General features: G+C 64.0%; 17 protein-coding genes. 5 read left to right on the top strand and 12 right to left on the bottom strand.

Annotated elements, in window-relative coordinates; all coding sequences use genetic code 11:
• Positions 1 to 47 precede the first annotated feature (47 nt).
• From VSR72_RS03210 to VSR72_RS03195, 4 genes are all read right to left on the bottom strand, one after another.
• A complete protein-coding gene (locus VSR72_RS03210; protein ID WP_342950949.1) occupies positions 48 to 1,664 on the bottom strand; it encodes an ABC transporter substrate-binding protein in 1,617 nt (538 codons plus the stop codon).
• A 72-nt stretch (positions 1,665 to 1,736) separates the two neighbouring features.
• On the bottom strand, positions 1,737 to 3,011 hold the full coding sequence (locus VSR72_RS03205) for an FAD-binding oxidoreductase (RefSeq protein WP_342950948.1): 1,275 nt from the start codon (positions 3,009 to 3,011) through the stop codon (positions 1,737 to 1,739).
• 16 nt (positions 3,012 to 3,027) lie between these two features.
• Positions 3,028 to 3,696: a haloacid dehalogenase type II gene (locus tag VSR72_RS03200; protein ID WP_342950947.1), complete on the bottom strand. Its 669-nt coding sequence runs from the start codon at positions 3,694 to 3,696 to the stop codon at positions 3,028 to 3,030.
• A gap of 238 nt (positions 3,697 to 3,934) precedes the next feature.
• A complete protein-coding gene (locus VSR72_RS03195; protein WP_342950946.1) occupies positions 3,935 to 5,425 on the bottom strand; it encodes an aldehyde dehydrogenase family protein in 1,491 nt (496 codons plus the stop codon).
• 251 nt (positions 5,426 to 5,676) lie between these two features.
• Here VSR72_RS03195 and VSR72_RS03190 point away from each other — a divergent pair, with 251 nt between their 5' ends.
• Together VSR72_RS03190 and VSR72_RS03185 are read left to right on the top strand one after the other, a co-directional pair.
• Positions 5,677 to 6,549 carry a GNAT family N-acetyltransferase gene (locus tag VSR72_RS03190; protein WP_342950945.1) on the top strand — a complete coding sequence of 291 codons (873 nt, stop codon included), beginning with the start codon at positions 5,677 to 5,679 and terminating at the stop codon, positions 6,547 to 6,549.
• An 85-nt stretch (positions 6,550 to 6,634) separates the two neighbouring features.
• On the top strand, positions 6,635 to 6,943 hold the full coding sequence (locus tag VSR72_RS03185; protein WP_342950944.1) for a hypothetical protein: 309 nt from the start codon (positions 6,635 to 6,637) through the stop codon (positions 6,941 to 6,943).
• 148 nt (positions 6,944 to 7,091) lie between these two features.
• Here VSR72_RS03185 and VSR72_RS03180 read toward each other — a convergent pair whose 3' ends face one another.
• Both VSR72_RS03180 and VSR72_RS03175 read right to left on the bottom strand, forming a co-directional pair.
• The gene (locus tag VSR72_RS03180) at positions 7,092 to 7,268 is read right to left on the bottom strand and encodes a hypothetical protein (RefSeq protein ID WP_342950943.1); all 177 of its coding nucleotides are present in this window, start codon (positions 7,266 to 7,268) and stop codon (positions 7,092 to 7,094) included.
• Between the two features lie 255 nt (positions 7,269 to 7,523).
• Positions 7,524 to 7,715 carry a hypothetical protein gene (locus VSR72_RS03175; RefSeq protein WP_342950942.1) on the bottom strand — a complete coding sequence of 64 codons (192 nt, stop codon included), beginning with the start codon at positions 7,713 to 7,715 and terminating at the stop codon, positions 7,524 to 7,526.
• 368 nt (positions 7,716 to 8,083) lie between these two features.
• On the opposite strand from VSR72_RS03175, the gene VSR72_RS03170 reads away from it, so the two are divergent.
• On the top strand, positions 8,084 to 8,953 hold the full coding sequence (locus VSR72_RS03170; protein WP_342950941.1) for a substrate-binding domain-containing protein: 870 nt from the start codon (positions 8,084 to 8,086) through the stop codon (positions 8,951 to 8,953).
• A 7-nt stretch (positions 8,954 to 8,960) separates the two neighbouring features.
• Here the strand turns inward: VSR72_RS03170 and VSR72_RS03165 are convergent, their stop codons facing one another.
• Complete coding sequence (locus tag VSR72_RS03165) at positions 8,961 to 9,419, bottom strand: VOC family protein (protein WP_342950940.1); 459 nt, start codon at positions 9,417 to 9,419, stop codon at positions 8,961 to 8,963.
• A gap of 281 nt (positions 9,420 to 9,700) precedes the next feature.
• Here VSR72_RS03165 and VSR72_RS03160 point away from each other — a divergent pair, with 281 nt between their 5' ends.
• Positions 9,701 to 10,867 carry a radical SAM protein gene (locus tag VSR72_RS03160; RefSeq protein ID WP_342950939.1) on the top strand — a complete coding sequence of 389 codons (1,167 nt, stop codon included), beginning with the start codon at positions 9,701 to 9,703 and terminating at the stop codon, positions 10,865 to 10,867.
• A 7-nt stretch (positions 10,868 to 10,874) separates the two neighbouring features.
• On the opposite strand, the gene VSR72_RS03155 is transcribed toward VSR72_RS03160, so the two are convergent.
• Positions 10,875 to 11,954: a zinc-binding dehydrogenase gene (locus VSR72_RS03155; RefSeq protein WP_342950938.1), complete on the bottom strand. Its 1,080-nt coding sequence runs from the start codon at positions 11,952 to 11,954 to the stop codon at positions 10,875 to 10,877.
• Positions 11,955 to 12,062: 108 nt separating this feature from the next.
• Here VSR72_RS03155 and VSR72_RS03150 point away from each other — a divergent pair, with 108 nt between their 5' ends.
• Positions 12,063 to 12,851 carry a helix-turn-helix transcriptional regulator gene (locus VSR72_RS03150; protein ID WP_342950937.1) on the top strand — a complete coding sequence of 263 codons (789 nt, stop codon included), beginning with the start codon at positions 12,063 to 12,065 and terminating at the stop codon, positions 12,849 to 12,851.
• Here the strand turns inward: VSR72_RS03150 and VSR72_RS03145 are convergent.
• From VSR72_RS03145 to VSR72_RS03130, 4 genes are all read right to left on the bottom strand, one after another.
• On the bottom strand, positions 12,848 to 13,837 hold the full coding sequence (locus tag VSR72_RS03145; RefSeq protein ID WP_342950936.1) for a serine hydrolase: 990 nt from the start codon (positions 13,835 to 13,837) through the stop codon (positions 12,848 to 12,850). The genes VSR72_RS03150 and VSR72_RS03145 overlap by 4 nt on opposite strands.
• Before the next feature lie 636 nt (positions 13,838 to 14,473).
• The gene (locus tag VSR72_RS03140) at positions 14,474 to 15,796 is read right to left on the bottom strand and encodes a leucine-rich repeat-containing protein kinase family protein (protein ID WP_342950935.1); all 1,323 of its coding nucleotides are present in this window, start codon (positions 15,794 to 15,796) and stop codon (positions 14,474 to 14,476) included.
• A gap of 116 nt (positions 15,797 to 15,912) precedes the next feature.
• Positions 15,913 to 17,367 carry an efflux transporter outer membrane subunit gene (locus tag VSR72_RS03135; protein ID WP_342950934.1) on the bottom strand — a complete coding sequence of 485 codons (1,455 nt, stop codon included), beginning with the start codon at positions 17,365 to 17,367 and terminating at the stop codon, positions 15,913 to 15,915.
• Positions 17,364 to 20,576, bottom strand: coding sequence for an efflux RND transporter permease subunit (locus VSR72_RS03130; protein ID WP_342950933.1), 3,213 nt, complete (start codon positions 20,574 to 20,576; stop codon positions 17,364 to 17,366). The genes VSR72_RS03135 and VSR72_RS03130 overlap by 4 nt, the downstream gene beginning before the upstream one ends.
• Between the last annotated feature and the right edge of the window lie 5 nt (positions 20,577 to 20,581).

Raw genomic sequence — 20,581 nt, 5'->3', positions numbered from 1 at the left:
TGGTGAAGCGAGAAATCGGTGGCCGGGCGCGCGCCCGGCCGCAAGCATCAAGCCTCGAGCCAGACGTTCTCGGCAAACTTGAAGCCCATGAGGCCCGCAATCGGAATCGAGCCGAGGCCCTTGAGCTTCGTCGAATGCGCGTCGAGCGAACTCAGGAACAGCGGAATGCCGATGCCGCCGTCGCTATGCACGAGCACCTGCATGTCGCCGTAGATCTTCTTGCGCTTGGCGTCGTCGGGTTCGCCGCGCGCGGCCAGCAGCATCTGGTCGAACTTCGGGTCCTTCCAGTTCGCCTCGTTCCACGGGGCATCCGACTTGAAGAACTGCGTGAAGATCACGTCGGCGCTCGGGCGCGCATTGATGTTGCCGAAGGTCAGCGGGTGCTTCATCCAGTGGTTCGACCAGTAGCCGTCGCTTGGCGTGCGCACCACCTGGAGGTTCAGGCCCGCCTGCGGCGCGACCTGCTGCAGCAGCATCGCCATTTCGACGGAACCGTCTGCCGCCGGGGACGCATAGATCTGCAGCGGCGTGCTGCCGAGCTTCGCCTTCTGGAAGTAGAACTTCGCCTTCTGCGGATCGAACGTACGCTCCGGCAAGCCCGCGAAGTAGTACTTGTTGGTCGGATCGATAGGCTGGTCGTTGCCGATCGCGCCATAGCCGAGGAACACGGCGTTGCGGATCTGCTCGCGGTCGAACAGGTGCATCATGCCGCGGCGGAAATCGGCGTTGCCCGTGACGCCGCCTTCGTCGCGCATGATGAGGTCGGTGTACTGGCCCGTCTTGGTTTCCTTCACTGCGAAGCCAGGCGTGCCCTTGATGCGCGAGGTCGAACGCGGACTCACCTGGTTGATGAGCTGCACGTCGCCCGAGAGCAGCGCATTCACGCGCGCCGATTCGTCGCCGATGCCGACCAGTTCGATCTCGTCCAGATGCGGCAGGCCCGGCTTCCAGTAGCGCTCGTTGCGCACGACCACCGTGCGCACGCCCGGCGAGAATTCCTTGAGCTTGAACGGGCCGGTGCCCACGGCCGTCTTGAAGTCGTTCGTGCCGTCCTTGATGATCATGAAGTGCGAGTCGGCGAGAATGACCGGCAGGTCGGCGTTCGCCCCCGTGAGCGTAATCGTCACTTCGTTCGGGCCCGTGGCCTTCACGTCCTGGAACTGGTCGGCGAGCGTCTTGACCTTCGAGCCCACCGCGGCGTCCTTGTGGCGCATGAGCGAGTAGACCACGTCGGCCGGTGCGAGCGACTTGCCGTCATGGAACACCACGCCGTTGCGCAGCTTCACGACCCACACCGTCGCGTCCTTTGTTTCGAGCGACTGCGCAAGCGCCATCTGCGCGCCGAGGTGCGAGTCGTACTCGGTCAGGCCGTTGTACACCATGTAGGCGCGCACGTAGTCGGTGGACACCGACTCCTTCGCGGGGTCGAGCGTGTCCGAAGCCGACGCCGACTGCGTCGCCACGCGGATCTTGCCGCCCTGCTTCGGCTTTTCCTGCGCGAGGGCCGCGCCGCTCGCGGCGAGCAGGCCCGCGCCCGTCATCGACATCATGCCCCCCGCGACCATCGCGCGAAGGAGGTCGCGGCGCGAGGCGCCGCGCTTCGTCAACTCCTCGAGCCGCACGCCCGGGTGTGCGATGTCTTCAAGCGATTTGTCGATGCTCATGAAACTTCTCCGCGTCTGATGTGGGGGGCCGCAGCTCGACGTATCGAGGCTGTGTGTTGTGGAAAAGCAGGGTCAGTAAAAAGCGTCTTTGATCTGGTAGTACGCGCCGACGAGCGGCAAAAACCACGGTTTGCCCGTATGGCCGGGAATGGCTGGCCACGTAAAATCTCGCCACGGGTTGGCCGATGTGTTGCCGCTCATGACTTCGGCCATTACCTGGCCCATGTGCGTCGACATCTGCGTGCCGTGGCCGCTGTAACCCATCGAGAACCACACGCCTTCATGCTGGCCCGCGCGCGGCAGGCGGTCCGCCGTGATATCGACGAGCCCGCCCCAGCAGTAATCGATGCGCACGTTCGCCAGCGCCGGAAAGAGCTGCGCGAGATTGCGTTGAAGAATGCGGCCGCTCTTCGCGTCGGAGGGCTGCTCCGACGCCGTGAAGCGCGCACGGCCGCCGAACAGCAGACGCGAGTCCGGCGTCACGCGGAAATAGTTGTGCATGAGGCGGCTCGTGGTGTACGAGCGGCGGTTGGGCAAGAGCTGCATGAGCTGCGCGGGCGGCAGCGGTTCCGTCACGACGATGAACGAGCCGACTGGCGCAAGACGTCGCCGATACCACGCAAACGGACCGTGCCGCGAAGGGCCCGTGGCAATCAACACCTGTTGCGCGTGCAACGTTCCGCGCGAAGACTCCACGCGATAACCGCCGCCCTCCTTCGCGATGGACGTCACGCCAGCGTGCTCATACAACCGCGCGCCGCGACGCACCGCAGCGTTCGCGAGCCCTACCGCAAAGCGGCCCATGTGCATCTGGCCGCCATGCTTTTGCAGCAGCCCACCATAAAAGCTGTCCGACTCCACCTCGCTGCGAATCTGCTCGCGGCCGATGATTTCGACGTCCGGATCGACTTCGCGGCGGATCAGCTCGGCCGTGTGTTCGAGGTGTTCGAGGTGATGCGGCTTCGACGCGAGCTTGAGCTTTCCGGAAGCCAGGTAGTCGCAGTCGATGCCCTCTTCGCGAATGAGCCGCTCGACCGTATCGACCGCCGCCGCGTACGCGCGGTAGCAGCCCTGTGCGCGCTCGACGCCCAGTTGCCCGCGCAGCGCCGCATAGTCCTGCGCCACGCCCGTGTTGCACTGGCCGCCGTTGCGCCCCGATGCCCCGCCGCCCATGCGGCCCGCGTCCAGCACCGCGACGCTCGCGCCGCGGCGGCCAAACGCAAGCGCCGCCGAAAGCCCGGTGAAGCCGCCGCCAACCACGGCGACATCCACGCGGCCTTCCACTGGCCCCTCGCTTGCGAGGAGACCGGCAGGGGCAGTATCGAGCCAGTACGAGTCGAGCTTCATTCGGCGGCCTCGGTGATTACAGACCCAGTTGCGAAGCGAGTTCGCCGATCGTCTCGACTTCGTAGTACTCGTAGTACGGCGTGCCCGGCTCGTGGCCGCGCTTGACGAACGCCTTGTGCTTGATGCCCATGTCGTGCGCCGTCATCAGGTCGTAGCGCAGGCTCGACGAAACGTGCAGCACGTCGCCGGGGTTGCAGTTCAGCTGGTCGAACATGTACTCGAAGCCCTGCATGCGCGGCTTGTACGACTGCGCCTGCTGCGCCGTGAACACGCGGTGGAACGGCGCGCCGAGCTTGTCGACGTTGCTCTGGATCTGGTCGTCCGAAGCGTTCGAGAGAATCACGAGCTTGTACTTCTTCGCGAGGCGCGAGAGGCCTTCGGGCACGTCCGGGTGCGGGCCCCAGGTCGGCACGGCGGTGTAGAACTTTTCAGCTTCAGACTCGATGAACTCGACGTTCATGCGCTTGCAGGTGCGGCGCACCGAATTGACGACCACGTCGCGGTACGGCTTCCATGCGCCGAGCACCTCGTCGCGGCGATAGCCCGCGAAGAACGCGACGAACTTCTCGAGTTCCGCGCCCTTGAGGCGGTCGCCGTACATCTCGCGCGCCATGTCGGCCATGCGGAACTTCGTCAGCGTGCCGTAGCAGTCGAACGTGATGTACTTCGGCTCGAAATCGATCATGATGGCAATCCTTTCGTGTGATGAACCCGCTCCGGGCTCAGTGGCGAAAACAGGTGAAAGTGCGTCCCTGTGGAAAATTTAACCAGCGCAAAATTTGGGGTTGGCGTCGAATCGTGGGGCCTTCGCGGTATAAATCACGCGTTTGCAGGGGCCGCCACAGCAGATTCTGCGGTGGCGCTCCTGAGCGGGTTTTAACCGCATGACCGTGCGTTTTGGCAGGCGATTCGTCAGCATTACGTCAGGCCCTCGTATCGATCAGCACGCTCTTGAAACGCAGGTGCGCTTCGTAGCCCTGGCGGCCGAGATCCTTGCCCATGCCCGAGCGTTTGTAGCCGCCCGTCGGGATCATGAAGTCGTTGCTGCGCCCGTACCGGTTGACCCACACGGTGCCCGCCTCCAGCGCGCGCACGAGGCGCAGCGCGCGGCCGATGTCCGCGGTGTGCACGCCGGCGGCCAGCCCGTATTCGGGATGCGAGGCGAGCGCGAGCGCTTCTTCCTCTGTGTCGAAGGACTGCACCGTGAGCACGGGGCCGAAGATCTCGGCGCGCACGGCCTCGGTTTGCGGCGTCACGCCGGTGAGGATGGTGGGCTGATAGAACGCGCCAGGCACAGCGGCATCCGCGCGGCGGCCGCCGCAATACAGCGTGGCGCCTTCGGCCACGCTGCGCTCGACAATGGCTTCGATACGCGCGGCCTGGGTTTCCGAAATGATGGGCGGCAGCGTCGTGCCCGAAGCCCACGTCGCCCCGGCGCGCAGCGCAGCGAATGCCTGCTCAATGCGCGACACCAGTTCATCGGCGATGGAGCGTTCGACCAGAAGCCGCGAACCTGCCACGCACACCTGCCCCGCGTTACCCGCAATCGCGCCTGCAATGCGGCGCGCAACTTCGTCGAGCTTCGGCGCATCGGCGAACACGAGCTGCGGGCTCTTGCCGCCCAGTTCCAGCGTGACCGGCTTCGTACCGCTTTGCGCGCACGCCGCCATGATCGCGGCGCCCGCGCGCGTCGATCCCGTGAACGTCACTTTCGCGACATCCGGGTGGCGCACGAGCGCGTCGCCGGTCGTCACGCCGTCGCCTTGCACGACGTTGAAAATGCCCGGCGGAATGCCCGCCTCGATCGCGAGTTCGGCCAGGCGCAGCACAGAAAACGGCGTCATCTCCGAAGGCTTGAGCACAACGGCATTGCCTGCCGCGAGCGCGGGGCCGATCTTCCACGACGCCATCACGAGCGGGAAATTCCACGGTGCGATCGCACCCACCACGCCATAAGGTTCGGCGATCGTCATGCCCAGGTGGTCATGATCGGTGGCCACGACCTCGCCGCCGATCTTGTCGGCGAATTCGGCATAGAAGCGGATGCCTTCCGCCGTGAACGGCACGTCCCACGCGCATACGTCGCGCACGGGCCGCGTCGAGCCGAGCGCTTCGAGCGGCGCGAGCGTGGCGGTGTCGGCGACGATCAGGTCGGCGAAGCGGCGCAGGATGCGGGCGCGCTCGCGCGGCGCCATGCGCGCCCAGCCGCTCTCGCGAAACGCGCGCCTCGCGTTATCGACGGCGCGGTCCACGAGTTGCGCATCGCCGAGCGGCACCGAGGCATAGACCACGCCGTCCGATGGCCGCGCGACGCCGATGCGCGCCGCGCCCTCGGCGACCCACTCGCCGCTGATGAAATGGCCGGCTTTGTCGGCCATTGCGGCAGTGACTGCGGCGGGATCGAACTGGTCCATGACTGGGTTCCCTCGACTTGGTCTCGATGGGAACTATCGTAGGTCCATTGGCACCGCATATTTCGCCGACAAAAAAGCGCAATCAGCAGAATCGACGCGTTATTCACTGTCCAACCCCGCGTTTTGCATTGCATCACCGGCGCAGGCCGCTCGCACGCAGAACACGCATGCAGAACAGGAAGATCGTCCTAGTCAGCCACCGCGGCCAATGCGATAGTCACGGTACGCGTATACAGAATCTGGAGGCCGGCGTGTCCGACCCAAACCTGCACAGCGTCATCACCTACCGCGCCTTTACTGCCGACGACCTGGCCGCAGCACATGCGTTGTCGACGGCCGTGCGCTGGCGGCACCGCCCCGAAGACTGGCGTTTTGCTGCGCGCATCGGCGAAGGCATCGTGGCCGTGGACGAAACCGGCTCGCTCGTCGGCACGGCTTTCTCCTGGCTGTTCGGTCCCAACGCGGCAACGCTCGGCATGCTGATCGTCAAGCCCAGTCATCAGCGCCGCGGCATTGGCCGCGCGATGATCGAGCACTGGATGCAGGCGCTCGCCTCGCGCACGCTGCTGCTCCACGCAAGCGACACGGGCTGGCCGCTCGTCGAGCGGCTCGGCTTTACGCGCATTGGGCGCGTTCATCAGCATCAGGGCGCGGCGTTCCAGCCGCCGCTCGTCTCGCTGCCTGCGGGCGAGCGGCTGCGCCCGATCGGCGCGAGCGACCGGCCCCGCCTGATCGAGCTGGCCACGCGCGCAAGCGGCCTCGACCGCTCGGACATGCTGCCCAAACTACTCGACCAGGCAAGCGGCATCGCGCTCGACCGCGACGGCGAACTGATTGGCTTCGCGCTCTTTCGCCGCTTTGGCGACGGGCATGTGATCGGCCCCGTGATCGCCCCCGACTCACCCGATGCGTGCCGCGCCAAGGCGCTGATCAGCCATTGGCTCGCCTCCAACGCGGGCATGTTCGTGCGCATCGATACGCCCGTCGATCTCGGCCTCTCTGATTGGCTCGAAGGCGTGGGGCTGCCGCTCGTCGATCACATCGAGAAGACGGAGCGCGGCGCGCCTTTGCGCGTCGATGCGCAGTTCAAACAGTTTGCTATCACGAGCCAGGCGGTGTGGTGAGCGCGCTCGACTGAAAAAAACCAGCGCGCTACCACCCGCGCAGCGAACGGACTACCATTGAAGTCTCGCCTCGAGGGTGACGGCTATGGCTACCTATGGTGTCGACGGTGTACGCATCAGTTCCTCAACGGACCGGGTAACACACGTGCGCTGGGCGCAAATCGATCCCCAGACGCATAATTGGCTCTCGGTGCCCACCATCTCCGAGGTGTCGGCGCTCACCGACGACATCCGCTCGGGCGCAGTGGTTTATTCCGTATTTACGCTGGGCGGAATGCGATTTCTCGGCCCGAAAATCAAGCCGGTGCCGCATCCAAACGGCATAGATGGAATCGATCTGGAAGTGCCGGACGGCAACGTCGAAAAGTCGATCGACGATCTGCCGCGCGTCTAGCGGTGCATTGATTGCCCACGAAGAGTGCCGGGAAGCGCGATGCGCCCGGATGGGCGCGCATCTGCCGCTTGTCTTTAAGGTTGACCCGGCGAGTCAACTGGTTCGGAGTGCCGATCATAGGTCGGCGCACGACGAGCGATCTATTACCTCAGTTGTAGCCCAGTATCGCAGACGTCGCGACGTCTGCCCGGTCACTTGGATTGCCAACCAGCACGACGGTAGGCTCGTGCAAACACGCACGATACGGGTGCTCGTAAGGCTCGTTCGCGGAATCAGCGTCGTTCTGATCAATCTCCAGCGGGTGGCTATGCTCACGGTTGTCCATGATCGTCTCCTGATGTAGGGGCTGTTTGTTCGACCAATAGGGTTCCCTACCCACCGATTAAGCAAGTTCGGTGCCGTAGCCGCAAGCGCTGCCGCCCCTCTCGAGCCATCGCACGTATCCACGCGGCCGGACGTCTTGTCCCCAGGTCGCTGAACGCATTCGCGCGAGTCATCGGCTGCAGAGTTCCTTCAATAGATATTACATCACGTTGTGATGCTTTTACCCTACCGGAGGAAACTCGTCTGCCGTGCTTGACTATTGCGAAGTCGTGAGCTTCAGGTTCGGACGCAAGTCATGCGTAATCGCTTCGTGATGTCCTTTGCGCTGATCCGACACCTGTTCGATGCCTGTCTTCAGCACTTCCTCACAAAACGCAATTCGCGTGCGGTAATACTCGGCCTGCAGTTGCGCATCGAGCACCCGCTGCTCGGCCTGGAACAGTGCCATGCGCAATTCGCCTAGCGCGCGTTGAGCCTGCTTCTCCGGCGTTGCGGCATTGTGGGCAATCAGGTTTGAAAGCCAATGCAACATGGATAAGCCCCCCTGTTGTCAATTTCACGCTTCGCACGCGGCAAGTTTGATAACCGCTCGAACTGTCGCTGGGAAAAGACTATCAGAGGCGAAGAAAAGCAGTGTGTGCACAAACGAACGTGTTGTATAAACGATGCACAAAGCACGCAGACATCGCTCGAACGATCACTTCACTGTACGCAATCCGCCTCATGCTCAAGACGCGCTTTCGTCGCACGTTTTCGTCGCTATTAGGGAGCGATGCATGTGCGGGTCAGATCAGCCGATCGAGATGGGACGCAGCGGTGACTATCCACAAGCTGAGGGTTCGCACATTCGCGCTCTGCGCAGCGCTCGCGTTGCTGGGCCCCGGCGCATGTTGGGCCGACCAGGTCAAGGTGATGATGTCGGGCTGGTTTGCGCCGGCGTATCGCGACCTGGGTCCGCTATTCGAGGACGAGACCGGCAATACCCTGGTCACGGTTTGGGGGGCCGCGGCGGGCACGAGCCTGACTGCCATTCCCGTGCGGTTCGCGCGGGGCGAGTGGGCCGACGTGCTGATCGTAGTCAGCTATGCGCTCGACGATCAGATTCACGCAGGCAACGTCGTGGCCGGCAGCAGGGTGGATTTCGCACGCTCGCCAATCGGCATGGTGGTGCGCGACGGTGCGCCGAAGCCGGACATCAGCACGGTCGACGCCTTGCGCCGCACGCTGCTTGCAGCGAAGTCTATCGTCTACCCGGAGAGCGCGAGCGGCGTCTATATCGCCAACGAACTGTTTGCGCGCCTGGGCATCGAGGGGCGTGTGAAAAGCAAGAGCCGCATGGTTTCCGCCGAGCGGGTCGCCACGGTCGTCGCGAACGGCGGCGCGGAAATCGGCTTGCAGCAGGTCGTGGAAGTGTTGCCGGCGAAGGGGGTGACGGTGGTCGGCAGTTTGCCCGCGGAAGTACAGAGTTACGTGGTGTATTCCGGGGGCATTGCCACCACTGCGAAAAATCCGCTCGGCGCACAGGCGCTGATCCGTTTTCTGTCTTCGCCGGACGCCGCGCCCGCGATTATGCACTCCGGGCTCGAGCCGATCACGGCACCGCAACCGCTGCCGTTGCCGACACCATTGCCGACACCGCCGCCGAATGAGCCAGGCAGCAGCGCCGCGGTAAATCCCTCGCCATAAATGGGCGCTAGCGCTCTGCCATCCCTTTTTCCGCCAGTTCCTTTTTCGCGCTTTCGTTCTTGCTCAGGTGCGTGAGGCCCATGCCACGAAGAACGTTCGGAGCCTTGGTGTACTGAATATTCTCGTAGCCCACGATCTCGATGCGATTGCCCCACGGGTCGCGGAAATCCAGAAACGGACCGTCGAGCAACCTGACTCCCGCAGCCTTGAGCGCGGCGCGCGCCGCCTCCTTGTCATCGACGACGAGGCCGACATGCCGGCCGTCGTCAGCGGGCTGTTTGCGTCCCGCCTGCAACGCGATGAATTGATCGCCGAGATCGATGAAGGCCATCGTCCTGCTCTTGCCGCGCAACTGAAAATCGAAAATGCGTCCATAGAAAGTCAGCGCTTCTTCGATATCGCCAACTTCCAGCGCGACGTGATTGAAGCCGATGGCGCGCGGCCTGGTGGTTGTGGTGTCAACCATTTCACCCTCCTTCTGCAACCCGTGCATAGCGTTCGCGAACTCGCCGCGAACCGGTCTCCCGGTGAGACACCTCAAGTATGGGGATTCAAGTCGCCGCACACTAGCCAGTCAAACAGGATTTGTTTGATCCATTATTGGACAAATGTCGTGCCTGATCCGAACGCTCTGGCCGTGTTCGTTCCGGTCGTCCACGCCTGGTACTTTCACTGTCACGGCGCGCGCGGGCCGAACGTAACCTATGATGGTTCCTGCAGAATCAGTCAGCAAACCTTGGGGGGGCCATGGAGACGACTGAGCAGACCATCAAGTGGCGCAGTCGGCCAAATGTAAGCACCAGCGCGATCGAGCCGCTCAATCCACTGCCCGCAGTCTGCGACGTATCGGTGACCAACGTCTGCAACGCGGCGTGCGACTTCTGCGGATTCGCGCGCGACAAGAATCTGGCTGGCCCGCGTCGCTATATCGATCCCGATGCGTTCGAGCGTGCAATGCCGTTGCTGCGCAAACGCAGGATTCGCTACATGACGCTGCAGGGCGGCGAGCCTCTGGTTCACCCGCAGATCGAATCGCTCGTCGCGTCGGCCGCGAAAGCCGGCATTCAGTGCGGCGTGATCACGAACGGCTGGTTCCTCCCCCGCCACATCAAGCAACTGGCGGCAGCCGGCCTCAAGCGGCTCCTGATATCGATCGATAGCGCGGACATGAGCGAGCACGAGCGCAATCGCGGCTTGCCCGGTCTGGCGGCCCGCATCCGCGAGGGCATCGCTCAGGCGCACACCTTCGGTATCCCTGTCTGCGCTACGGTTACGGTGAGCCATCTGGTTCGTTACGCTGCGCTTCCCGAGACGCTCGAGCGGCTTGGGTTCGATTCCGTGGTGTTTTCCTACCCCAGGCGCGACGCATTCGGGTCCACATCGCTCGTCTACGACGAACATTCGACACTCGTCGACTTGAGCCGCGACGAAATGCTCGAAGCATTGAGCGCCATCGAGCGCCTCAAGAAGCACTTTCGTGTGATGGACCCAAGCGCTGCACTGGACGAAGTCGCGCGGTTCGTACGCGGCGAAGAACAACGGATTCCGTGTATCGCTGGCAGCAAGTATTTTTATATCGACTGGAACCTCGATGTCTGGCGTTGCGAACCGTGGCACGAGCCCATGGGCTCCGTGTTCGACCTCGACCGCTTGCCCGATCAACGCGAGCCCTGCAATGCCTGCATGATGGGGTGCTACCGGCATGCCAGCGTGCTGATGCACGGTGCAAAGGCCGTCACTGACTCGGCACAAGCGCTGGGCAGAGGCGAGCTTCGCACTGCTGTGAGCCTGATGTTCCAGCGCGGCGTTGCGTATTCGCTGTGGGCGCTCGCCACGGAAGAATTGCCTCGAACGGCGCTTGCCGCACTGGCAGGACGAAGCGGCGCTCGCCGTTCGTCGCCGCAAAGTGCATGAATGACGGTTACGGGCAAATCACCGTCATTCTGAATGGACCGCCGTTCGCCGCTGCGTGTGCGACGGCCTCGTTCGCATCGTCGAGCGAAAACGTCGTCACGTCGAACTGGCCCAGATCGAGCAGTGCGCCGCGAATCAAACCTGTCATCAGCGTGACGGCTTGCTTTGGGTACATCCACTTGCCGCGCAGCGTGATGTCGTTGCGCATGATCCACGGATAAGGCAGTTCGAGCCCGGCTCCCCCCAGCATGCCGACACCGCCCATCAGGACCACGCGCCCGTAGGGGCGCACCGCCATCACCGCGGCGCGCACCGTCGTCGCGGGCACCGACGGCGGCATCAGGTCCATCACGCAGTCGATCGGCCCGGGCGCCGCCTGTTGCATGCGTTCGCGATCCGTTGCTTCGTCGCCGGAAAGCACAACGGTTCGCACGCGCTCGCCGAACCTGCGCGTCAGGTCCTCGAGCGCCTGCGCATTGCGGCCAGGCGCCACGACGCAGCGCGCACCCATGGCGAGCGCGACCGCGACGCACGCGCTGCCGAAGTTGCCGGTCGCGCCGCTCACGAGCAGGATCTCGCCCGCCCGCAGATCCGACGCGAGCAGCCCGCCATACGGCACGAGCAGCGTATTGAGCGCGCACCAGCGCGCGGCGTCGGCCGGGTCGATGTCGCCGAGACTCACGGCGTTTTCGGTCGGCACGCGTAACTGTTGCGCGAACGGGCCGTCATGAAAATAGCGCTGCAACTTCGCGCCGCCCTCGCCTCGCGCGCTCCAGCCCTGCAACACGATGTCGGGCATGAGCGCGTCGTCGCGAGAGCGCACGGTCGGGTCGCAGAACACCCAGTCGCCCGGTTGCAGATGCGTCGCATCCGGGCCGATGGTGCGGACCCGGCCAATCGCGCCGCAGCCAGGCACGATCGGCAGCTCGATGGGATAGCGGCGCTCTCCGCTGAACACTTCCTTCGCATAGGACAACACCGGCGCCGCAACGACGTCCACGATGACCTCGCCGGTGCCGGCAGAAGGGTCCGGCATCGGTTCGATCGAGAGCGGCGCGTTGAGCGTCTTCAGAATGGCAGCTTTCATGGCGCTTCCAGAGAGGGGAATGAGCCGATTCTGGCAGGCTTAGAATGGGCAACAAGGCCCGCTGCGATCCCAGGACTGCGCAGTCCCTCCCTACATGAAACGAACACGATGACAGCGACGACTCGAACCCAGTTCGGCGATTTTCTGCGCTCCCGGCGCAAGAAGCTCAAACCCGATGACGTCGGCCTGGGCGGTGGCCAGCGCCGCCGCACGCCCGGCCTGCGGCGCGAAGAAGTCGCGGAACTCGCGGGTATCGGCGTGGACTGGTATGTGCGGCTCGAGCAAGGGCGCGCGGTCAGTCCTTCGGATGCGACGCTCGATGCGCTCGCGCAGGCACTGCGGCTCGACAAAGCCGAAGCCGGCCATTTGCGCGCACTCGCGCAGCGCGGCGAGCCGCGCGCCTTCGCCCGCGAAAGCGTGCCGCCTGCGATCGCGCGGATCGTCGCCAGTCTCGCGCTGCCGGCCTATGTCACCGGCCGGCGCTGGGACATCCTCGCGTGCAACGAGGCCGCCTCGGAACTGCTCGGCTTCGACCGCCTCGCGCAACAAGATCGCAACATCATGATCTACATGTTCATCGAACCCGAGGCACGGCGGCTCTTTGGCGCGAACTGGTCCGATGAGGCGCGCCGCATGATCGCGCTCTTTCGCACGAGCCACGACCTCCATGCGGGCGACCCGGCGTTCGTCGAACTGGTCGAGCGGCTGCGCTCGGGCAGCGAGGAGTTCGCGAGGTGGTGGAGTGCCCACGACGTGCGCAGCGGCGCGTCGGGCCAGAAAGTCTTTGCGCACGCGAAGCACGGCATGCAGCGCTACGAGTACGCCACGTTTCAGGCGAACGACGATCCAGCGCTGAAACTCGCCATCTACACACCGCTCGGCGCGGACGCAAGTTAGCCTACGGCCGCAACCAGCGTACGATGTCCCCGCTTGCCGGCATGGTGTTTGACGCTCTGCCGGTGCGCGCCGGATGCCGAAGCGCTCCGGTACGATGCGAGCCGCACCTTGACGCCGTGCGAATGCGCGAGCGTCCAATGGTGACGATGCGCAGCGGCGCCTGCGTAATAGCGCGGCTCGACAACCGGTGTGTCGTCGCCGTTCAGCCAGCGCCGTATCGTGACGAGATCGGCGGAGCGCCCCCACGACGTTTGTGAGCCCAGCAGCGCGATCATCACTTCACCGCTCGGCAGGTTGGCATCGACCACGATGCAGCGTCCCGCCTCGCGGATATAGCCGGTCTTTGCGACCAGCAAGTCCCAGTCGGCAGAGCTCACCAAAGGGTCGGTGTTGTGATAGAAGCGCGTCCTCGTGCCGATCGCCTCTTCGTAACGGGGCAGCGTCGTGTACTCGCTGATCAATGGGTAGTGCGCCGCGGCGCCCGCCATCTTCACGACGTCACGCGCCGTCGAGAGATTTTCGGGCGAGAGCCCGGTTGGATCGTCGAAGTGCGAATTGGCCATATGCAGCGCGCGTGCCTTTTCATTCATCTGCCGGATGAACGCGGCCTGGCCGCCCGGGAACGCACGCGAAAGCGCCGACGCCGCGCGATTCTCCGACGACATGAGCGCAAGACGCAGCATCTCTCCTCGCTCGAGCGACGCACCGATAGGGATGCGGGAGCCCGTATGCTTGAGCCGGTCGATATCGTCGTTGTCGACGTTCACCGTGCCTCCCAACGGCTGGGCGCTGTCCAGCACGACCATCGCCGTCATCAGCTTGGTGAGCGACGCGATCGGCTGGGCTTCGTCGGCGTTCTTTTCCAGCAGGACTTCCTGGCGCCCGACGTCGTACACGATCGCACTGCGCGAATGGAGGAATGGCGTCTCGCCCCACGCGACGAAGGACGCAGAAGCGAGCAGTAGCGCGCTGAGGGATTTTTTCATGGTGTTCACACCCTGGGACGGCAATCAGGCGATGGCGGGTCCAACGTGCAACTGATCCCCAACGATTCAACTGTAGTTGCTCGTTGCACGAATGAGTGTGTGAAAGAGGACAGAATTCTTGTCCTTCATGCGGGCAATTCAGCGCCTTACGAAAATACCTTTGGCGTCTTTCTCTAGTGCGAGTGACGCGAGTGATGCGTGCCGCTTTTTCTTGCGCGCCGCCCGCGAGCGTTCGTCTTCCAGTTCAGGAAGCTGGCCACAGCAGCCGCAATGAATGTGACGAAAGTCGAGGCCGACGAAGCGAGGAGCGTCTTTTCCGCTGCATCCATCGGGGGCGTTGTCGGACGAAATCGGGCAGCAGGCGGGATTGACACTGCCGGGGCGCTTCCCGGCGAGACTGACGAGACGCGCGGCGCCGGTGCGCCTTTAGGCTGGACGACGGTTGCGTGCGGTAGCGGAACCGCCCACTTGTCACGCACAAAAAGGGCGGCCGTTACGCAAAAGAATCCCACAAAGAGACCCAGAAACAACCGGCAAAACAGTTCGAGCCTGAGGGAATGAGCCACGTCAGCCTCCGTCGTCGTCAACGGTTCCCACAGGCTTATATTGCGCTGGCAATGGCAAAAGGGAATAGCTTCAGGCAGACAGCCGCTCGACAATCTCATCGAACGAAGGCCGCGTTTCGACCTGCTCGGAGAAACAGTCGGCTATCAGCGCTTCGAACCCGGCGGCGCGATCATGGGCTTCTCCGGCCAGGCGTTGCGAGAGTTCTTCGAGCAGGCAGCCGAACGCACGCACCTCGATACGTTCGAGCGCCTGCGCCTGTGCGCGATCGTCGATATCGTGGAAGGACGCCGCGCCGAAGTCGCCGAGCAATACGCGCCCTGCGCCGTCGTGCAGGATGTTGTGCGCATAGAGATCGCCGTGCATGATCCCACGCCCATGCAGATGCCGCGCCGCCGATGCGATGCCGCGCGCGATCTGCAAAGCAACTGGCCAGTCGAAGCGCACATCTGCCGCATACACATCGCGTGTACACGAGTCGAGGCTCGGCGGCCCGGCGAGATTGCTAAACGACGGAGGGATCAGTTCCATCACGAGGCCGTGCTCGCCCAGCGGATGACCCGTGATCTTGCCGAGCACCGGGATAAGGTTCGGGTGCGAACCGGCTTGCAGACACGCTGCCATTTCGAGCTCGGGCAAACCGTCGCTCGTCACCGCGCCCTTGAACAGCTTGACAGCGACCGCCTCGACTGGATGCCCGTCGCGCAGAAGACGCGTCGCGCGATGCGTCACACCAGACGCGCCCTCACCGATCGTTTGTCCAAGCGCGAGCGTATGCCAGTCGATATCGGGCACCGGCGAGTCGGCCAGCGCCACCTGCTCGCGCACGACGTTCAGCGGATTGCCCGCGTAGGCGAGCCACGCGAGGCGCGGCAGGCGCAACAGCCAGTCGGGCAAGGCGTCGAGCCGGTTCGCCGAAATCCGCAGGAGTTCGAGCCGGCTGCATGCGGCCATCGTCTCAGGCAACGACCGCAGGCGGTTGCCGGCCAGCATCAGCTTTTGCAGATTCGGACGCTCGCCGATTTCCGGCGGCAGCGCGTCGACGTCGTTATCGGTCAGGATCAGCCAGCGCAATTGCGGCGGCAGCGCGCGCCCGGAAACGTGGCGGATGCGGTTCGCCTTGAAGCCGACCATGCTCAGCGATTCGCACTCGCCGAGTACGGGCGGCAACTCGGTGAACGGGTTGTTCGAGGCGAACAGAATGCGCAAATGGCGCAGCCGCGGCAGGTCGTCCGGCAGCGCCGTGAGCGAATTGCCCGAGAGATCGAGCACCTCCAGGGTATCGGCGAGGTCGAAGATCTCGCGCGGAAATTCGGTCAACCCGCAGGCGAGCTTGAGCTGTCGTGCGCCGGCGAGTTGCCCGTCGCGCAGTTGTTCGAGAGAAGCGGTCTTCACGCGTGGATTGAATTCGAAAATGGCAAGGAAATCGCAGGTGCCGGCGCCAAAACGTGGCGCCGGCACCTGCAATTCTAGCGGGTCACCCGCTGTGAGCGCATTTCGGACCGCATTCTTCAGGAACGCGCCGGCTCGCTTGCGGCGGCTGGCTCTCGCACGCTCGTTGCGGACCAGCCGCCGCCCAGCACCTTGTACAGCGTGACCTGATTCGACAGCTTCGCCAGTTCGTCGGTGACGAGCTGCTCCTGCGCGGTGTAGAGCGTGCGTTGCGCGGTCAGCACGGTCAGGAAGCTGTCGGTGCCGGTCTTGTAGCGCGCCTGCGCAAGATCGTAGTAATCCTGCGCCGATTTCACGTAATCGCGGTCCGCCTCGACCTGATCGACATAGGTCGCGCGCCCCGCCAGTGCGTTCGACACTTCCTTGAACGCCGTCTGGATCGCCTTTTCGTAGTCAGCCACGTCGATATCCTTCTCGATCTTCGCCACGTCGAGCGACGCCTTGTTGCTGCCGTAATCGAAGATCGGCATCGTGATCGTGGGCGCGAAGGTCCACGCGCCCGTGCTCGCCTTGAACAATTGCGAGAGGCTCGTGCTGGCGGTTCCCGCGCTCGCCGTCAGTTCGATCTTGGGAAAGAACGCCGCGCGCGCGGCGCCGATATTCGCGTTCGCCGCCTTCAGCGTATGCTCCGCCTCGACGATATCGGGGCGGCGGGCGAGCAAATCGGACGGGATGCCCGCATCGACATCGGCGAACATGGCGTCGCTCTCCAGCAGCGTGGGCCCCGTGCCAAAGTCGTCCGGCAGCGGGCAGCCAATTTCGGCGATCAGATTGTTGCGGTCCTGCGCGACCGCTCGCGTGTACGACGCCACACTCGCTCGCGCGCTTGCCAGCGACGTCTGCGCCTCGCGCACGTCCTGAAGCGACGCACTGCCGATCTTCATCATGCTCACCGTGAGATCGTAGGTGCTCTGGTTGGCTGTGGCGGTGTCGGTGGAGACCTTCAGCAAGGTCTCGTCGGAGAGCCATTGCAGATAGTCGCTCGCCACATCTGCCACGAGCGAAAGCTGGGTGCTGGTGCGCGAGGCCTGCGTCGACAGATAGCTTTCCAGCGCCTGGCGCTTCAGGCTCCGAATGCGCCCGAAGAAGTCGATTTCCCACGACGTCGTACCAACCGACACGGTGTTCGTGTGACTCACCGCGCCATCGGTGCGCGTGTTCGTGAGCGAGCCGCCGGCATCGATCGTCGGCGCCAGTTCCGCGCGCGTGATGCGGTACTGCGCCTCGTATTCGGCCACCTGAAGCGCCGCGACGCGCAGGTCGCGATTGTGGTCGAGCGCGAGCGCGATCAGCTCCTGCAGGCGCGCGTCCTTGAAGTAATCGTGCCAGCCGACGTCGGCCGCGTTCGGTGCCCTGGATGGCGCCGGGGGCGTGGCCGCCGTTGCTGTCGCCTCGTACGCGGCGCCCGTAGGCCACGCGCTATCGACTGGCGACGCGGGCCGTTGATAAACCGGGTCGAGAGAACACGCACTCAATGCAACAGCACAAAGTGCAGCCAGAAGCTTCAATTTCATTCGTTGTCCTTTTCGGGCTGTGCTGCATCGCCTTCAGCGCCATGCTCGTTGAACAGCCGGCGCACCACGATGAAGAACACGGGCACGAAGAAGATGGCGAGCGCCGTCGCCGCGATCATCCCGCCGGCCACACCGGTTCCGATCGCATGGCGCGCGGCCGAGCCCGCACCGGTGGAGATCACGAGCGGCAGCACGCCGAACACGAAAGCCAGCGACGTCATCAGGATTGGCCGCAAACGCTGGTGCGCCGCTTCGAGCGTGGCCTCGACGAGCCCGCGGCCCTGTGCCTGGAGGTCCTTCGCGAATTCGACGATCAGGATCGCGTTCTTCGTCGCAAGGCCGATGGTCGTCAGCAGGCCGACCTTGAAGTAGACGTCGTTCGACAGTCCGCGCATATGCGCACCCAGCAGCGCGCCAAGCACGCCGATCGGCACCACGAGAATGACCGCGAGCGGCACGGACCAGCTTTCGTACAACCCCGCAAGGCAAAGGAACACCACGATTAGCGAAATGGCGTAGAGGTAGGTGGCCTGTGAGCCGGCGAGCACTTCCTGAAACGACTGGCCCGTCCATTCGATGCCGAATCCGGCGGGTAACTGCTTCGCGAGATTCTCGACGGCGGTCATCGCCTGGCCGGTGCTGACACCCGGCGCGGGCTGCGCGCTCATTTGCGCGGCCAGTTCACGGTTGTAGCGTTCGATCTGCGGCGGTCCGAACGTCCAGCGCGTGGTGGCGAACGCGGAGAACGGCACCATCTGGCTGTCGTAGCCCGAGGTCGTCGTGGAAGACGTAGAGCTTGAACTGGACGACGAACTTGAGGATGACGAAGTACTCGACGACGACGAATCCGCACGCACATACCACTGCCCGATGTCGTCCGGCATCATCCGGTACGGCGCATCCGCCTGCACGTAAACCTTCTGGATTCGCCCCGTATCGATGTAGTTGTTCACGTACGCCGAACCGAACGCAGTGGAAAGCGTCGTGTCGACATCGGCGATCGACAGCCCGAGCGCACTCGCCTTCTCCCGGTCGATATCGACGTAGAGTTGCGGCGTATCTTCGAGGCCTGCCGGACGCGTCATCGCAAGCGATGGATCCTTCGCGGCCAGCGCCATGAACTGGTTGCGCGCCTTCATCAGCTTGTCGTGCCCCTGACCCGCGCGGTCCTCGATCTCGAAGTCGAGGCCGCTTTGGGTGCCGAGCCCATGAATCGCGGGCTCGTTCATCACGAAGATCTGCGCATCGCGATTGCCCGCGAAGGCCGCGTTCGCGCGATTGATCACCGCCTGCGCGCTATCGTTCGACCCGCGCAGGCTCCAGTCCTTCAACTGCACGAACGCGAGCGCGTTATTCTGCCCTTGCCCGTTGAAGCTGAATCCGTTCACGGCCATCACGTGCGTCACCGCGGGCTGCTTGAGGAAATACTGCTCGACGGCTGCCACGGTTTTCAGCGTCTTCGAAGAAGGCGTGCCGACCGGCGCCGAAATCGACACCATGATCGAACCCTGGTCCTCTTCCGGCAGATACGATGAAGGCAGCGTCACGTACAGAATGCCGACCACGCCCGCAATGAGCGCATAGCCGAGCATCCAGCGCGCGGGCTTGGCCACCACGCGCGTAAGCGTCGCGCTATAGCGCGCGTTGCCCTTCGTGAAGAGGCGATTGAACGCGCCGAGCAAGCCGCGGCTCTGCGCGTGTTCAACCGCCGACGGGCTCAGCAAGCTCGCACAGAGCGCGGGCGTGAGCGTCATGGCGAGCAGCACCGAGAGCACCATCGCCGAAACGATCGTGACCGAGAACTGGCGATAGATCGCCCCCGTCGAGCCGGAAAAGAAGGCCATGGGGATGAAGACGGCGGTCAGCACGGTCGTCACGCCCACGAGCGCGCCGGTGATCTGGTTCATCGCCTTCTTCGTTGCCGCCTTCGCGTCGAGCTTTTCTTCGGCCATGATCCGCTCGACGTTCTCGACGACGACGATCGCGTCGTCCACGAGCAGGCCGATTGCGAGCACCATGGCGAACATCGAAAGCACGTTGATCGAGAAGCCGATCACCGACATCACGCCCAGCGTGCCGAGCAGCGCGACCGGTACGACGATGGTCGGAATCAGCGTCGCACGCAGGTTCTGCAGGAACAGGTACATCACGAGGAACACGAGGATCACCGCTTCGAAGAGCGTCTTCATGACCTCCTCGATCGAGATCTTCACGAACGGCGTGGAGTCGTACGGGTACGCAATCGCCACGTCCTTCGGCAATTGTGGCTGCAACTCCACGAGCTTCGCACGCACGGCCTTTGCAACCGCCATGGCGTTCGCCCCCGTCGAGAGCTTGACAGCCAGCGCGGAGGCCGGCTTGCCGTCGAGCCGTGACGACGTATCGTACGAATCGCCGCCCACCTCGACGCGCGCGACGTCTTTGAGAAGCACCTTCGAGCCGTCGCTATTCACGCGCAGGAGAATGTCGCCGAACTGCTCAGGCGTGGTCAACAGGCTAGACGCGGAGATCGTCGCGTTGATCGCCTGGGAGTCCGTAGCAGGCGCGCCGCCAAGTTCGCCGACGGAGAGCTGCACGTTCTGGTTGGTGACTGCGGTCGTCACATCGGACGCGGTGACGCCGAAACTGCGCAGCTTCACGGGATCGAGCCAGATCCGCATGGCATGCTGCGCGCCAAAGAGCGTGACGTCGCCCACGCCGTTGATCTGCGTGAGCGGGTCCTCGATCTGCGTCGCGATGACATTGCCGAGGTCGATCGAATTGAGCGTGCCGCCCGGCGACGACAGCGCGACGATCATCAGAAAGTCGCTCGACGCCTTTGCCACCTGCACGCCCTGCTCCTGCACCGTTTCCGGCAGGGAGGCGGTGGCCTGAGTCACCTTGTTCTGGACCTGCACCTGCGCGATGTCCGGATTGGTGCCGGGCTTGAACGTCAGGTTGATGGTCGCCTGCCCCGCACCGCTGCTCGTCGACGACATGTACAGCAGATTGTCGATGCCGGAGAGCTTCTGCTCGATCACCTGGGTGACGGTCTTCGCAACGGTATCGGCGGAGGCGCCCGGATAGGTCGCCGTGACCTGCACCGAAGGCGGCGCGATGGTCGGATATTGCTCGATCGGCAGCGTAGTGGTCGCCGCGCCGCCGATCAGCATGATGACGATCGCGACGACCCACGCGAGGATCGGGCGCTGAATGAAGAAACCTGCCATGCGCC

The organism is Paraburkholderia sp. JHI869 (assembly GCF_038900775.1).
Classification (GTDB): Bacteria; Pseudomonadota; Gammaproteobacteria; order Burkholderiales; family Burkholderiaceae; genus Paraburkholderia.
This window is presented reverse-complemented; position numbering and strand designations above follow the sequence as displayed.

Coding starts and splice junctions, on each gene's coding strand:
- VSR72_RS03145 (WP_342950936.1), bottom strand. CDS start 13,837: ATGAAAAAATCCCTCAGCGCGCTACTGCTCGCTTCTGCGTCCTTCGTC.
- VSR72_RS03195 (WP_342950946.1), bottom strand. CDS start 5,425: ATGGACCAGTTCGATCCCGCCGCAGTCACTGCCGCAATGGCCGACAAA.
- VSR72_RS03130 (WP_342950933.1), bottom strand. CDS start 20,576: ATGGCAGGTTTCTTCATTCAGCGCCCGATCCTCGCGTGGGTCGTCGCG.
- VSR72_RS03175 (WP_342950942.1), bottom strand. CDS start 7,715: ATGGCACTGTTCCAGGCCGAGCAGCGGGTGCTCGATGCGCAACTGCAG.
- VSR72_RS03160 (WP_342950939.1), top strand. CDS start 9,701: ATGGAGACGACTGAGCAGACCATCAAGTGGCGCAGTCGGCCAAATGTA.
- VSR72_RS03150 (WP_342950937.1), top strand. CDS start 12,063: ATGACAGCGACGACTCGAACCCAGTTCGGCGATTTTCTGCGCTCCCGG.
- VSR72_RS03210 (WP_342950949.1), bottom strand. CDS start 1,664: ATGAGCATCGACAAATCGCTTGAAGACATCGCACACCCGGGCGTGCGG.
- VSR72_RS03205 (WP_342950948.1), bottom strand. CDS start 3,011: ATGAAGCTCGACTCGTACTGGCTCGATACTGCCCCTGCCGGTCTCCTC.
- VSR72_RS03200 (WP_342950947.1), bottom strand. CDS start 3,696: ATGATCGATTTCGAGCCGAAGTACATCACGTTCGACTGCTACGGCACG.
- VSR72_RS03185 (WP_342950944.1), top strand. CDS start 6,635: ATGGCTACCTATGGTGTCGACGGTGTACGCATCAGTTCCTCAACGGAC.
- VSR72_RS03135 (WP_342950934.1), bottom strand. CDS start 17,367: ATGAAATTGAAGCTTCTGGCTGCACTTTGTGCTGTTGCATTGAGTGCG.
- VSR72_RS03165 (WP_342950940.1), bottom strand. CDS start 9,419: ATGGTTGACACCACAACCACCAGGCCGCGCGCCATCGGCTTCAATCAC.
- VSR72_RS03180 (WP_342950943.1), bottom strand. CDS start 7,268: ATGGACAACCGTGAGCATAGCCACCCGCTGGAGATTGATCAGAACGAC.
- VSR72_RS03155 (WP_342950938.1), bottom strand. CDS start 11,954: ATGAAAGCTGCCATTCTGAAGACGCTCAACGCGCCGCTCTCGATCGAA.